Below are 14,352 nucleotides of genomic sequence, written 5' to 3'. Positions count from 1 at the left end.
GTGGCAAGGCAGGGGAGGATGGGTAGATCAGTGGATGGGGAGAATAGACGCACAGAGTAACGTAGGACTGCGCCGGTGCAAAGCAGGACAAAACTCTCACCCTTTTCCATCTCACGCTTCCCTATCCCTTTCTTCCTTCACTTCCTCTGCTTTACCCGTTTACTCTCCTATTCTGCGGCGTTGTCATCGCGTCGATGGGGCGCCTCTATGGCAAGATTGAAAAGGCGTATCCGCCATTGACGTCACCCGAATCAGTGAGCAGAATTCGAGGCAATCGGCATGACACGACTTCAGCACTGGGGCAGAGCTCTGCTGCTAGCAGTAGGGGTCTATGGAACCTTGCTGCTAGCTAGCCTGACTCCCTGGGCAGCTTCAGTAGAGATGGTTCACGCTCAGCCGTTAAAACTTCCTGCCCAGATCGCCTACCTACCTCCAGGGAATCCAATTACCGATGGGCAAACATTGCTGCGACAGGCATTACCGATTAACAATGAACCGATTCGCGAGATCCAGGCTGATTTAGAAGGAATTTCAGAATGGCTGCGGGGAAAACGCTGGAGTCCTATCAAACGAGATATTACTGAGGCGGATCGGGTCCTTAACCGTAGCCGCGATCAAATTCTGGCTGACATTCCCCCCGAGCGTCAGTCAGAGGCAGAACAACTCTTGGATGAGCTAAAGCCTAAGATAGCCACCCTGCTTGAAGCCGTGGAGGCTCAAGATAAAGAGCAGACCTGGATTGAGCGGGGTGAGCTACTGGATAGGGTTGGTCGCTTAGAGGAACTGATGGTGACGGAGTTCCCCTTTGAGGTGCCTGAGGAGTATAGCCACCTGCCCTATCTTAAGGGCCGCGCCACCGTCGAATTTGAGACGAACAAAGGGACAATGACAGCTATTGTAGATGGCTACAGTGCGCCGATTACGGCCGGTAACTTTGTCGATTTGGCCAGCCGTGGTTTTTACGATGGCCTAGAGTTTGTTCGGGCGGAAGATAACTATGTGCTACAGACGGGAGACCCACCAGGACCCGAGGACGGCTTTATCGATCCAGGGACTGGCGAGTATCGAGCGATTCCTCTAGAGATCTTAGTAGCTGAGGAAGAGGAACCGATCTATGGCGATACCTTGGAGGCATTAGGCCGTTATCTGGATGAGCCGGTATTGCCCTTTTCTGCCTACGGCACTATGGGGATGGCTCGACCTGGTAATGATCCCAATGGCGGCTCCTCGCAGTTTTTCTTCTTACTGTTTGATCCAGAACTGACGCCTGCTGGCCGCAATCTCCTAGATGGCCGTTATGCTGTCTTCGGTTACATCGTGGAGAATAAGGACCTCCTTGAGAAGCTGGGCCAGGGAGATCGGATTGAATCGGCTCGGGTGGTGTCTGGTTTAGATAATTTGGTTCAACCCGAGGCCTAAGGCCCGCCATGGGGGATGCGTGTCTCACTGTCAGTGACCTAGGAGAGCTGGGGCTGCTAGACAGACTGTTTCGTTTCTGTCCTGGTGGTTGGGTCGGAGATGATGCGGCGGTTTTGTCGATGGCAGCTGATCGGCAACTGGTGGTAACCACGGATGTGTTGGTGGATGGGGTGCACTTTAGCGATCGCACCACGGCTCCTACAGATGTAGGCTGGCGGGCGGTGGCAGCTAACCTGTCAGATCTGGCGGCCATGGGGGCAGAGCCCTTGGGAATCACGGTGGGGTTGAGCCTGCCGCCTACCACTAGGGTGGCTTGGATTGAGGGGGTTTATGCAGGCATTGGCCAGTGCTTGAACGCCTATGGTGGTCAGATCTTGGGGGGTGATTTATGTCGCTCTCCCACGGTCACGGTGGCCATTACGGCGTTGGGGCAGGTTCAACCAGGGCAGGCATTGTATCGCTCTAGGGCAGAGCCCGGACAGGTGATTCTGGCGACGGGTGTCCATGGAGCGTCGCGGGCTGGGTTGGCCCTACTCCTGGAAGAGGTTGCTCCTGCCATAGGGGCAGAGCAGCAAGTTACATGGATTCAAGCCCATTGCCGCCCCAAGCCTCGCTTCGATGCCGTGGCCCAGTTGCGTCAGCTGTTGCCAGATAACTGTGACAGTACGCCTGTGGCAGCCATGGATAGCAGTGATGGGCTGGCCAATGCTGTGCTCCAGATCTGTCAGGCTAGTGGGGTGGGCGCTCAACTGGTGCGATCGCATCTCCCCATCCCCCCGGGACTCATCGACTGGGTAGGTCCTGAGCGGGCCGTCGAGTGGGCCCTTTATGGCGGAGAAGACTTCGAGCTGGTTCTGTGCTTAGCGCCCGCCCTAGCGACTGCCCTGCTCAGGCAATTAGAGCCGGGAGCCGCTATTATTGGCACAGTAACCCCATCGCCGGATATTTTACTCGTCGATACAGCGGCTGCCCCAGGTTCCCCCCTAAGTCTGCAGGCAGGATTTCAGCATTTCTAATCAACCCATCAGGATAGCCGCTGAAAGGTGGAGCTAGAGGATCCCTACCACCCGTGGCCCCGATTTCCATGGCATCGACGATGTCGTGGCCTACCCCCTGACGGCAACCACTGCAAGCACCCGAGGCCTTGACCCCATGCATTCTCCCGTCAACCCGATCCGGCTCTCAAAAGCCGCCGCAGGCCAACTCATGCAGCTGAGGCAAATGACCAGCATTGGCAACTGGACCGTGCTTTGCCGTTGGGCCCTGTGTCGATCCCTAGCCGAGCCTACCAATCCGGCACCGGTATCTATCGCCGCTGACAGCACTCTGGAAATGAGTGGTCGGGTCTTAGGTGGCCCCGTCGGCGATATCTTACTGAAGGCCTTACGCCAGCGCTGCCACGAGAGTGGTCTCTCGCCTGATCATCGAGAGACCCTAGCGACTCAGCTACAACTCCACTTGCATCGGGGCATTCACTATTTGGCTGGAGATCCCAATATTCAGTCCACTGAAAGTTTGATGGCCTTAGTGTCTGATAACTTGAAATCCGTCCAGGCATCTATGTCCTAGGCCACTGACCGTCATCCCCTGACTGGATAGCGATAGCGAATCTTCAGGCCTAAAATTAACGTCGAGAGCATCAGCGTCACTACATTGGCACAAATTACCGGTAAATCGTGCTCGTAGACGCCATACAACAACCACAACATCACCCCAGAGCACAGAATCACTAGCATGCTCCAAGAGATGCCATCAGCAGACTTTGACTTCCAGGTCTTCAGTACCTGTGGTAAGTAGGCAGCCGTGGTCAACGTGCCAGCTACTAACCCCAGGGTAGTAGTGAAGTCCATGGGCAACAGGAAACCGTCCATGGGCAATCATTAAACCAGCGCGACAACAGATCCGGAAGCCGTTTTTGCGACTTCGATTAGACACGCTAACACAAACGAACGACAAAAAACTCAAAATTTTTCAAGAGAAAATTCAAAGTTCGTGATTTTTTTAAGAGATTGACTCAAACCCTTGTAAATAGAGGGCTTGAGCTTTCAGGGTAGGAGTAGTTGACTGGCCGATCCTGCTGCTCCCTGCCTGGATCGAGGCTGACCATCCGTAGCGATCGAGCCAGCGTGTACAGCCCAGTATCATAGGGTGGGAAAGAATAGGTGCACATAGGCCCCAATCAGAGCATCACCCCAGAATAGGGTGACTATTGCCCCCAGGGCTAAAAAGGGACCAAAGGGCATGGGTTGACGGCGATGCAGCACTCTTAATGCGATCGCACCGCCTCCGATAAAGGCCCCCAGACCACAGGCTAGAAACCCACTCAGCAGCATGCCTGACCATCCCAACCAGGCGCCTAGCAAAGCAGCCAGCTTACTGTCGCCGCCGCCCAGGGCCGTCTGACCCAAGGCTACAGAAGCCCCTAGCCCCATCAAGTCAAACAGCCACAGCCCGGCCAGGGCCCCTACAACCCCGGCCATGAACCCCTGGATGCTGGCGCTCAATCCTCCCGTCAGCCAACCATCCCCGGCTTGAACCATTAACCCCACCACTAAGCCCGATTGGGTCAGGCTATTGGGCAAAGTCAAGGTATCCAAATCAATGAATGTTAGGGCCACCAACCAACTCAACAATCCCCAATAGGCCACCGTGGTCCAGGCCAACCCAAACTGCCAAAACGTACCCAAAAATAATCCGCCTACCAAGGCCTCCACCAGGGGATAGCGTATGGGAATAGCTGCGCGACAGTAGCGACAACGACCCCGCAGCCACAGCCACCCCACCACTGGCAAGTTGTCATAGGGCTTTAAGCGAGTATGACACTGGGGGCACCGAGAGGGGGGGCGCAGCAACGACAGACCGGCCGGCAGACGATAAATCACCACATTCAAAAAACTGCCGACGGATGCCCCCAACAGAAACACCAACAGCGACGGCAGCAGCAATGGCAGTGGGGACACAGGAGAAAATGTTAGGGTAGATGGCTTAAGGGGGAGTTAATGCAGCCCTGGCTCGATCTGACTCAAGGGAATAAAGCATTCGCTGGGCAATAGCACCGGCCGCTCGCTGAAAATCAACTTGCCGCGTCGGGTTTTGCGGCTAATGGCCACCCCGATTGGGCGTTGCATCTCCTCAGGATGTACCTCATAGTAAGTGCGATAGATTTGCCGTGCCGCCTTGAGCAGGCCCGGGTCCAACATCGGTGGCAGACCATGGGGCTCTGGAGCCGATGGTGGCATGAAGGGAGCTTCAGGAAGGGGGGACTGCTGCAAACCGTACACGGTGAGGTACCTCTATGACACCGATTTATGCATGACTGTAAACGATCTACCCGGATGGGGCAAATGTGTAATGCTTATTATCACAAATCCAACTGCGATAGGGAGCTTGGCTGTTAGCCGGCCACTAGTCTAGATAGGGCTGAGGGGTTAAGCCAGCGCCCGCAGTAGGGCCTCTCCCATGGCCTGACAACCTACTGCCGTCAAGCCTGCGGCCATGATATCGGCGGTGCGATAGCCCTGATCCAGGACGGTCATCACTGCTTGCTCTAGCTGGTCTGCTGCCGCTGGCTGATCCAGCCCGTAGCGCAACATCATGGCCACACTCAACACCTGGGCCAGAGGGTTGGCTTTATCTTCACCGGCGATATCCGGGGCCGACCCATGCACGGGTTCGTAGACCCCAGGGCCATCGGCCCCTAGGCTAGCCGATGGCAACATGCCGATGCTGCCCGTCAGCATGGCGGCTTCATCGGAGAGAATGTCGCCAAACAGGTTGCCGGTGACGATGGTATCGAATTGCTGGGGCCAGCGCACCAATTGCATGGCCGCCGCATCTACATACATATGGGAGAGGGTGACATCGGGGTAGTCTGCCCCTAGGGCCGAGATGCGATCGCGCCACAGTTGCGACACCTCGAGCACATTGGCCTTATCCACCGAGCAAAGCTGGCCCCGGCGTTTGCGGGCAATCTCAAAGGCCACCCGTCCGATGCGGTCGACCTCAGCCTCGTCATAGGCCATAGTATTCACCCCGCGCCGTTGGCCTGTCTCCGCCTCAAAAATACCTTTGGGTTGACCAAAATAGACGCCGCCGGTCAACTCCCGCACCACCATGATGTCGACCCCATCGACCACCTCCCGCTTCAGGGATGAGGCATCGATTAATTGGGGCAAAACCCTGGCAGGCCGCAGGTTAGCAAATAATCCTAGCCCCGATCGCAATGCCAACAATCCCGTCTCAGGGCGCTGGGGTCGCGGCAAACTATCCCATTGGTAGCCACCAATGGCGGCTAGCAGCACCGCATCACTCTGCCGACACTGAGTCAACGTGTCCTCAGGTAGGGGAACCCCAGTCTGGTCGATAGCCGCCCCGCCAATGAGGGCCTCTTGAAAGCTAAAGGTTAGGTCTAATCGTTGCCCCACGGCTTTGAGCAGAGCCACCGCCACTGCCATGATTTCAGGACCGATACCGTCACCGGGCAATAGGGTAATACGAAAGCTCTGGGACATATCAAACACTCGGCGACACACAGACCCCCTATCTTATCGCGATCCGCATCCCCCCAATCGGTCTGGCCTAGAGAACTAATGAGGCTTGCCCTACGTTTGAAAACTTTTCTCAAAATATCGCAAGGTGATCCTCATACTTGCTTAACATTTGAACTAAAGCACTTATAGAGCGCCCTAGGCCCCATAGGCAGGGGGCGCTATGGTGTATCCCTGTAAACAGTCCGTAGCAATCAGCGAAGTCTAAACGATGGGAAACAATCAGAAACCAACGGTTGTGATTACCGGAGCCTCGTCAGGGGTGGGTCTGTACGCTGCCAAGGCCCTGGCCAGCCGTGACTGGCACGTCATTATGGCCTGCCGCAATCTAGAGAAGGCAAAAGCCGCTGCCCAAGACCTGGAGATTCCTCCAGACAATCACACCCTGATGCCCATTGACTTGGGAAATTTACAGAGTGTGCGTAATTTTGTCAGCAGCTTTAGGTCCTTGGGCCGGTCCCTAGATGCCCTGGTATGTAATGCTGCCATCTACATGCCATTACTGAAGCAGCCTCTGCGCAGTCCTGAGGGCTATGAGCTCACCATGACCACGAATCATCTGGGCCATTTTCTCCTCTGCAATCTGATGCTAGAGGATATGAAGCGATCCCCCTATTCAGATAAGCGCATGGTGATTTTAGGCACTGTTACCCATAATCCAGATGAACTGGGTGGTAAGATTCCCCCTCGCCCCAACCTGGGAAATCTGGAGGGATTCGCGGCAGGCTTCAAAGAGCCAGTCACGATGATTGATGGCAAATCCTTTGAGCCAGTGAAAGCCTATAAAGACAGTAAGGTATGCAATGTTCTGACTATGCGAGAACTCCATCGCCGCTATCACGACTCCACTGGCATTACCTTCAGCTCTCTCTATCCCGGCTGTGTCGCCGATACGCCCCTCTTCCGCAATCACTATCGGCTGTTTCAGAGACTCTTTCCCCTGTTCCAGAAATACATCACCGGCGGCTATGTCTCCCAAGAACTAGCTGGTGAGCGAGTGGCCGATGTGGTGGCAGCGCCAGAATATCGCCAGTCCGGGGCGTATTGGAGTTGGGGCAATCGCCAGAAGAAGAACCGTAAGTCCTTCGTGCAGCAAGTATCGCCCCAGGCCCGCGATGATCAACGGGGGGAACATATGTGGGAATTGAGTACCCAACTGGTCGGGTTGACTTAGGCGCAGGCCAGTACCACGGACGACCTCACCGCTAGTAGGATCGGTAGAAGATTGCTTTTGTGTTAGCCAATGCCCCCTAAAAAATCTTCGAAGCCGACTCTGGGTCGCCTGGAAAAGCTAGATCCCACCGTCTATTGGCACGAAGATGCTGAAATCGTTCCCTGGCTATCGGAGCCAGAGAATCTCAGGCTTTTAGGGGAGGCATTGGGGCTGCAATTGGCGCCAATGCCAGATGCTGATCCCAACGGTGATGAGGATGCAGCCCATCCTCGGGCCTTGCTCTGCCAGGAGAGGGTGACTGGGGCCCGGGTGGTGATCGAGCCCCAGCTCGGGACAGCCGATGATCTCCATCTGGGACAACTTCTAACCCGAGCGGCCCAATGGCAGGTGGATGGGGTGATTTGGGTAGTGGCTAGCCTGACTGCTGCCCACCAACAGACTTTGGCCTGGCTGAACCAGGTAACCACGGCTAGGCAATGGTTTTGCGGGGTTGAGCTGGAGCTATGGCGCATCGGCAAGACCGCCATGGCCGCGAAGTGCAATCCCGTTATTCAACCTACCGAAGCCTCTGCTGCCTTTCTGGAGGGGCCAGAGGGGGGCGAGCCAGTTGCTGCAGAGAAACTGGAGAAGGAGCCAGAGCCCCTAACAGAAGGTCAGCTACAAAATCTGGAGTTTTGGACAGGCCTCTGCCAGCACCTCGATCGCCGTGGCAGCATCGTTAAGCCTGGGGCTCCTCCCCATCACAGTGCCATGGGCTTTGCCATCGGTCGGGCCGGATTCCGCTTATACGCCAGTGTCGATCGGGAGCATCAGACGTTACATGCTGAACTGTTGCTGTCTGGTGAGGATGCCCAGCCCCATTTCTATCTGCTGGCAACTGAGCAAGATGCGATCGCAGCTGAAATGGGCTATCCCCTAGTCTGGGACGACCAAGCCGATCACAAGGCCTGTGCCATCTATTGCACCCTCACCGAGGTCGACCTCGATAACCGGGACCAGTGGCCAGACTATTACCACTGGCTGTGTGACTGCCTAGAGGGATTACATGAGGTCTTTGCCGAGCGGATTAAACACCTCAACGCCACTGACTATCAGCCCCTGCCGGAGTATGGCTTTAATCCCCTGCCCAATTCGTTGATTCTGCCGAATTAGATCCTGAATAGGTGACTATTCCCTGAACAGACACCTGAACTTTCCTGAACTTTTCAGGATTGGCAGTTTCTAGTTGCTGGCGGATTATAGAGTCATCCTGTAGGCTCGCGTGTGCTCCTAGCACTGGTCAAAGCTGGATTGAGGACTCTGGGTTTCCAGAATCACCTCAACCCAGCTTTTTTATTGCTTACAGATAGAAGGCATTACTCAGGCGATCGCTGCAGTAGATCCAGCCATTCTTGCACCACGAACGGAGCGACGACGAATTGAGTCTGGTCATCCTCCTGCAGGTCCAGGGCTAGCTCCAGAGGAATGGGCTGCTACTAGCTACGAGAAGCACTAACACCCCCGACAGTAACCGCTGCCAAAGCCACTGCCAAGACTCCCCTGGCCCTAATGGTTGCATCTAGAATTCCTTAGATCTGACGCATTAAGTCTAAGGTCTTGCGATAGCCTTCTGCTTGCCCGGTTTCCAGATATAGGGCAGCTGCCCGTTCTAAATCAGCGCGGGCTCCGGTGATGTCTCCCAGTTGCGATCGCACCCAGCCCCGCCCGAAATAGACATCTGGATCCATCCGTTGAGTATCGCCACGAATCACTCGCGTCAGATCATCATGGGCTCGCTGGAATTCCTCCAAAGCCGCAAACGCCTGCCCACGGGCCTCGTAAGCCTCCAGATAACCAGGGCGGATGTCAATCGCCTGACTATAGTCAGCGATAGCCCCAGGCCGATCTCCGATAGCCCATCTGGCATCTCCCCTCAACTTGTAGGTCACCGCATCGTTGACATCAATAAACAAGGCGTCACTATAGTCAGCAACGGCCCCCAGGGCATCCCCTGCCTCCATGCGTGCATTACCGCGATAACGATAGGCCACCGCCGCCTCTGGATCGAGTTGCAATACCGTATCAAAGTCATCCATTGCTCCCTGTAGATTTCCCTGTCGGGCCCTTAGTAGACCACGGTTGAGGTAGGCCTCCACATAATCAGGCCGGAGTTCTATGGCCTGATCTAGATCAGACAAGGCACGCATAGGTCGCCCCTGGGCGCTATAGATATAACTGCGGTTCAGATAAGCCGACGGCATATCATCCTTTAAGCGAATGGCTCGATTTAAATCCTCCAGAGCCCCCTCCAGGAGACCCAGGTGATAACGAGCCACCCCGCGCCCTTGATAGGCATCCGCCCGCTGGCCATCCAGCTCAATAGCCTGGTCAAAATCACTCACTGCCGCCTGGTACTCTTCCATCAGGGCATAGGTCGATCCCCGATGGACATAGGCATCACTTAGCTCAGGAGCCTGATTAATGCCCGCCGTAAAATCCTCAATGGCCAAGGCGTACTGGTCCTGCTCTCGGGCCACCAATCCCCTAAATACATAGGCTTTGGCGTAATTAGGGTCATGCAACAGGGCCTCGCTGAAGTCCTGTTCAGCCTGGGCCAAATCCCCCCGCCGGTAATGCACCACCCCGCGGCTGAAATAGGCCACCGCATCAGTCGGAGCCAACTCAATGGCCCGGGTTAGGTTGGGCAGGGCCTCAGCCCAAGCCTCTTGCTCGCTGTAGACTAGGCCCCGATATAGATAGGCCCGGGCAAAGTTAGGATCTAGGGCAATGGCTTGATTGAACGCTGCCAGAGCCGCTGAATAATCTCCAGCTTCAAAATGGTCAACCCCCTGGTTGTAGGCCTCCGCAGGGCGGGGTTGCGGCTCAGTTGACGGTGCCTCCTCTTCACTAGCCTCCACAGGGGCGTCAGGAGTCGGGTCTGACTGGGCTACAGCCACCAGGGGCCAGGGGGCCAGCAGGGTAAGGAATGTAAGGGTCGTGAGGATTTTCTGCAACCTGTCCATCATCGCTGATCCTAATGACAATTCGTCGACTAGTCGGAGTCATGCCTAAACTATTAATCTGAGACTGGACTCCACCAGGGAGGATGCCCATCCCCAGTCCTAAATCAACAGATCATCTCCTGTAGCCCGCCACCTTAGCCAGACTCCGCTATGGCGCTTATGATAGGCCAGCCAAGGCCATTTGCACGGAAAATTTAGAAATTTAGTGAGATGCTGCTGCCATCGTGGGATGATGACGGCGAACCGTCAGCATTCCCTCATTCATGCACCTGATTGATTGGCTCATTGTCTTGGCCTATCTCCTCTGCTCCTTGGGGGTGGGGCTCTATCTATCGCGACGGGCAGCAGGCAGCCTGGTCGATTTCTTCGTATCAGGGCGTTCTCTCCCTTGGTGGTTAGCTGGGACCAGCATGGCTGCCACTACCTTTTCCATCGATACTCCCCTGTACATTGCCGGGGTCGTAGGCAGTCGTGGCGTGGCCGGCAACTGGGAGTGGTGGAGTTTTGGCATCGCCCATGTGGTGATGATCTACGTGTTTGCTCGACTCTGGCGCCGATCAGAAGTGGTCACCGATGCCGAACTGACAGAACTGCGCTATGGCGGCTCTATGGCTGCCGTATTGCGGGGAGTGAAAGCATTTCTATTTGCCGTGCCGATCAACTGCATTGGCATTGGCTACGCCATGCTGGCCATGGTCAAAGTGGTTGACGCCCTCGGCATCTGGTCCAGCTTGGGATTTGCCGGAGAGCCAGCCGCGACGGTGAAACTCTGGAGTGTGATTGGGGTGAGCCTGTTGGTATTGCTCTATGCAGGACTCTCTGGTCTCTGGGGGGTGGTGGCCACAGACTTCTTTCAGTTCTTTCTAGCTCTGCTAGGGGCCATTGTCGTCGCCATTGCCGCTGTTAACCACGTAGGTGGCATGGGGGAGCTGGTGGCGCAAGTACAGACCCTAACCGATCAAGATGTGCTGTCTGTGGTCCCGATTACGGTGGGGCAGGGAACCTGGGTGAGCTGGAGCGAGACAGCGGGCATCACCCTAAGCACCTTTTTCGCCTATGTGTTCTTGCAATGGTGGGCCTTTCGCCGTAGCGATGGCGGCGGTGAATTTATACAGCGACTGGTGGCCTCCAAGGATGAGGCCGAGGCCGAGAAGGCCGCCTGGTTTTTCAACATCCTGCACTATGTCATTCGCACCTGGCCCTGGGTGGTCGTGGCCCTAGTGGCGATTGTGGTCTATCCCAACCTAGAAGATCGAGAACTGGGCTATCCCAAGCTGATGCTGGAATTTCTACCCCCGGCGCTACTGGGGCTGGTGGTGGCGTCTCTGGTGGCGGCATTCATGAGCACGGTGTCTACCTTGATTAACTGGGGCGCCTCTTATCTCACCAATGATCTCTACGGCCGCTTCCTGCGGCCTCAAGCAGAGCAGGCCGAACTGGTGTTAGCTGGACGGCTAGCGTCCGTCATCGTGACTGGCTTAGGTGCGATCGCAGCCTTCTTTGCCGAAGACATCACCACCGTATTTCGGCTAGTCATTGCCATTGGCACCGGACCAGGATTGGTGCTGATCCTGCGGTGGTTCTGGTGGCGCATCAATGCCGCCGCAGAACTCTCCTCCATGGTGGCTGGCTTTGTCATCGGTCTCATCACTAGCGTGGTGCCATTGCTCACCATCGATAACTTTGGGCTGCGGCTCCTGGTGACCTCTGGGCTCACCACTGTGATCTGGATTGGGGTCATGGTCTTAACGCCCCCTGAGTCCGACGCCACCCTCGATCGTTTCTACCGCAAGGTGCGCCCCGGTGGTCTTGGCTGGCGCCGCCAACAGATCCGCACCGGAGTCAGACCTGCCCAATCCCTGAGCCTAGATCTGCAGCGGGTATTGGCCGCCATTCTGTTGCTCTTCGGAGCCATGCTCACGGTGGGCGGCTTCTTGCTCTACCAACCCCTGGCCGGTTGGATCTGGTTGATTATCGCCGTGCTGGGTTGGATGGGGCTGCGACACCTGGGCAAACAACGCATTGCCCCTATGCCCCGTCCAGGCTTGGATGATGCCGAATAAAGCAGCGGTGTAGGATAACAATAGACAGTGTGATAATGACGGACTCAGCCATGGCTATCTTTCGCGCCTACATTGCCCCTCTGCTAATTGTGCTGACCTTTTTAGTGGCCATGGTCGCAGTCAGTGCTCGCATCTTCCTGCCGGGGGACATGATGGCACCGGCTCCGGTCACAGAGACACCCTCCCCAGAGACCTCGGTAGCCCCTTCCAACACGTCCGTAGCAGGCCCGACACTCCCTGCCGCGGTATCCATATTGCTCCATGGTCCGGCAGAGGACGCCGCCTAGCCTACCTAGGAAAACTACTGTGCCTCATCCCTGCCTCCCTCGACGCCCCTTAATCCCAGGCTATGTCTTGGGGCAAGGTTCCTGCCTCGATCGAGCCCAATTAGTCAAATATATGGCTCGCACCTACGCCGAGATCAGTCCCCAGGTATCTCAGAGCCATATTGCTGCCACGGTCGAGAATCATCTCTCTCCGGCTACTCCCCTGTGGTGGGTTTGGCAGGCGTCGCCTGACGTAGGGGACCCAGTGGCTTGCCTGTGGTTAGGCAATGCTGTCGATCAACTCAGTGGCCAACGCCACGCCTATCTCCTGGTGTTATATGTAGACCCTGCCCATCGTCGCCAAGGCATTGCTACGGCCTTGATGCACCAAGCTCAGACTTGGGCGACCCAACGAGGAGATCACCAGATCGGGCTGCAAGTATTGAGCAATAATGTTACCGCCCTCACCCTTTATCGCCGGCTGGGATACGTCTCCCACGCCATCATGATGACAAAACCCTTGCCTTGAAGAACCTTGGCCGGGGCCGATACGTCAACTTAGGTGATACGTCAGCCTAGGTTTCGGGATTCCTTAAGATAGGGTTGAATTTTCGGTGAACTCCCTGAATGGCCATCGGAGATACTCTTGCTTCTCTGTTATGGTCAATCCAAGTTGGGGCATGTCCGCCACCCTAATAGATACTCTACCCGGAGCTGTCCTCATGCCTCCAAAGCTAGGGGATATGCCGGGGGCTAAGGTAGGGATATGCTTGCTGGAGCATTGGTGAGTCAGGGGGGTGAGGCATTCGGCCCAGGCCAGTCCTGCATATCACCATCGGCTGATGGCCTGGCGATAGTCTCTAGATGTTCTTTTGATCTATGACATTCCTATGAGAATTCTGGTTACTGGTGGTGCTGGTTTCATCGGGTCCCATTTAATAGACCGTTTGATGGAGGCTGGCCACGAGGTCCTTTGCCTCGACAATTTCTATACAGGCCATAAGCGTAATATTCTGCGCTGGCTAGATCACCCTTACTTCGAGCTGATTCGCCACGACATCACTGAACCGATCCGCTTAGAGGTCGATCAGATTTACCATTTGGCTTGTCCGGCCTCACCGGTCCACTATCAGTACAATCCGGTAAAAACCATTAAGACCAATGTCATTGGCACCCTGAATATGCTGGGCTTGGCTAAGCGAGTCAGGGCTCGATTCTTGTTGGCCTCGACCTCTGAGATCTACGGAGATCCTGAAGTCCATCCCCAGGCTGAGGAGTATCGGGGCAATGTCAATACCATTGGTATCCGTAGTTGCTATGACGAAGGCAAGCGGGTGGCTGAAACCCTGGCTTTTGACTATCACCGGCAAAATGATGTGGATATTCGGGTAGCCCGTATTTTCAATACCTATGGCCCTCGCATGTTGGAGAATGACGGTCGGGTGGTGAGTAACTTTGTGGTGCAAGCACTGCAGGGTAACCCCTTGACAATCTATGGCGATGGTTCCCAGACTCGCAGTTTTTGCTACGTGGCTGATTTAGTCGAGGGGCTGATACGGCTGATGGCTGGCGATCACGTTGGCCCCGTCAATCTAGGCAATCCAGATGAGTACACCATTTTGGAGCTGGCCAAGACCATTCAAACCATGGTCAATCCCGATGCAGCGGTGAAATTTGAACCCCTGCCCCAGGATGATCCGAGGCGGCGACGGCCCGATATTACTCGCGCCAAACACTGGCTGGGATGGCAGCCTACGGTGTCTCTGAAGCCCGGCTTGGAGAAAACCATTCAAGATTTCCGGCAGCGGTTAGAACACCTCCCTACGCCGGCATCGGCCCGGGTGTCTGGATAGTCCAGGCTGCTACTGCCTGGACGTCTGT

The 14,352-nt window shown here is 55.8% G+C and carries 14 protein-coding genes; 9 read left to right on the top strand and 5 right to left on the bottom strand.

Annotation, left to right across the window (positions count from 1 at the left end; genetic code table 11):
- Nucleotides 1–279 precede the first annotated feature (279 nt).
- From XM38_RS00350 to dndE, 3 genes are all read left to right on the top strand, one after another.
- Nucleotides 280–1,419, top strand: a complete 1,140-nt coding sequence (locus tag XM38_RS00350) for a peptidylprolyl isomerase (protein WP_080805716.1) — start codon at nt 280–282, stop codon at nt 1,417–1,419.
- An 8-nt stretch (nt 1,420–1,427) separates the two neighbouring features.
- Nucleotides 1,428–2,435, top strand: a complete 1,008-nt coding sequence (thiL, locus tag XM38_RS00345; protein ID WP_088428781.1) for a thiamine-phosphate kinase — start codon at nt 1,428–1,430, stop codon at nt 2,433–2,435.
- Nucleotides 2,436–2,571: 136 nt separating this feature from the next.
- Nucleotides 2,572–2,988 (top strand): DNA sulfur modification protein DndE, encoded by a 417-nt coding sequence (gene dndE / locus XM38_RS00340; RefSeq protein ID WP_088431465.1) that lies wholly within the window; start codon nt 2,572–2,574, stop codon nt 2,986–2,988.
- An 11-nt stretch (nt 2,989–2,999) separates the two neighbouring features.
- Here the strand turns inward: dndE and XM38_RS00335 are convergent, their stop codons facing one another.
- From XM38_RS00335 to leuB, 4 genes are all read right to left on the bottom strand, one after another.
- Nucleotides 3,000–3,269, bottom strand: coding sequence for a SemiSWEET family sugar transporter (locus tag XM38_RS00335; protein ID WP_080805781.1), 270 nt, complete (start codon nt 3,267–3,269; stop codon nt 3,000–3,002).
- A 291-nt stretch (nt 3,270–3,560) separates the two neighbouring features.
- Entirely contained in the window at nt 3,561–4,379 is an 819-nt protein-coding gene (locus XM38_RS00330) for a prepilin peptidase (protein ID WP_306441446.1), read from the bottom strand.
- Between the two features lie 36 nt (nt 4,380–4,415).
- Nucleotides 4,416–4,658: a hypothetical protein gene (locus tag XM38_RS00325; protein ID WP_187329542.1), complete on the bottom strand. Its 243-nt coding sequence runs from the start codon at nt 4,656–4,658 to the stop codon at nt 4,416–4,418.
- Between the two features lie 189 nt (nt 4,659–4,847).
- The gene (gene leuB / locus XM38_RS00320) at nt 4,848–5,930 is read right to left on the bottom strand and encodes a 3-isopropylmalate dehydrogenase (protein ID WP_080805711.1); all 1,083 of its coding nucleotides are present in this window, start codon (nt 5,928–5,930) and stop codon (nt 4,848–4,850) included.
- A gap of 247 nt (nt 5,931–6,177) precedes the next feature.
- Here leuB and XM38_RS00315 point away from each other — a divergent pair, with 247 nt between their 5' ends.
- Both XM38_RS00315 and XM38_RS00310 read left to right on the top strand, forming a co-directional pair.
- Nucleotides 6,178–7,140, top strand: coding sequence for a protochlorophyllide reductase (locus XM38_RS00315; protein WP_080805709.1), 963 nt, complete (start codon nt 6,178–6,180; stop codon nt 7,138–7,140).
- 69 nt (nt 7,141–7,209) lie between these two features.
- Nucleotides 7,210–8,292, top strand: coding sequence for a DUF4268 domain-containing protein (locus XM38_RS00310; protein ID WP_080805708.1), 1,083 nt, complete (start codon nt 7,210–7,212; stop codon nt 8,290–8,292).
- Nucleotides 8,293–8,708: 416 nt separating this feature from the next.
- Here XM38_RS00310 and XM38_RS00305 read toward each other — a convergent pair whose 3' ends face one another.
- Nucleotides 8,709–10,145 carry a tetratricopeptide repeat protein gene (locus XM38_RS00305; RefSeq protein ID WP_088428779.1) on the bottom strand — a complete coding sequence of 479 codons (1,437 nt, stop codon included), beginning with the start codon at nt 10,143–10,145 and terminating at the stop codon, nt 8,709–8,711.
- A 260-nt stretch (nt 10,146–10,405) separates the two neighbouring features.
- Between XM38_RS00305 and XM38_RS00300 the strand changes: the two genes are divergently transcribed.
- The 4 genes from XM38_RS00300 to XM38_RS00285 all read left to right on the top strand — a co-directional run bounded on the left by XM38_RS00300 (nt 10,406) and on the right by XM38_RS00285 (nt 14,324).
- Nucleotides 10,406–12,205 (top strand): sodium:solute symporter family protein, encoded by a 1,800-nt coding sequence (locus XM38_RS00300; RefSeq protein WP_088428777.1) that lies wholly within the window; start codon nt 10,406–10,408, stop codon nt 12,203–12,205.
- Nucleotides 12,206–12,255: 50 nt separating this feature from the next.
- On the top strand, nt 12,256–12,492 hold the full coding sequence (locus XM38_RS00295) for a hypothetical protein (RefSeq protein ID WP_080805775.1): 237 nt from the start codon (nt 12,256–12,258) through the stop codon (nt 12,490–12,492).
- 19 nt (nt 12,493–12,511) lie between these two features.
- Nucleotides 12,512–13,000 carry a GNAT family N-acetyltransferase gene (locus XM38_RS00290; protein WP_225889126.1) on the top strand — a complete coding sequence of 163 codons (489 nt, stop codon included), beginning with the start codon at nt 12,512–12,514 and terminating at the stop codon, nt 12,998–13,000.
- A 361-nt stretch (nt 13,001–13,361) separates the two neighbouring features.
- Entirely contained in the window at nt 13,362–14,324 is a 963-nt protein-coding gene (locus tag XM38_RS00285; RefSeq protein WP_080805772.1) for a UDP-glucuronic acid decarboxylase family protein, read from the top strand.
- Nucleotides 14,325–14,352: the final 28 nt, after the last annotated feature.

The organism is Halomicronema hongdechloris C2206 (genome assembly GCF_002075285.3).
GTDB classification, from domain to species: domain Bacteria; phylum Cyanobacteriota; class Cyanobacteriia; order Phormidesmidales; family Phormidesmidaceae; genus Halomicronema_B; species Halomicronema_B hongdechloris.
This window is presented reverse-complemented; position numbering and strand designations above follow the sequence as displayed.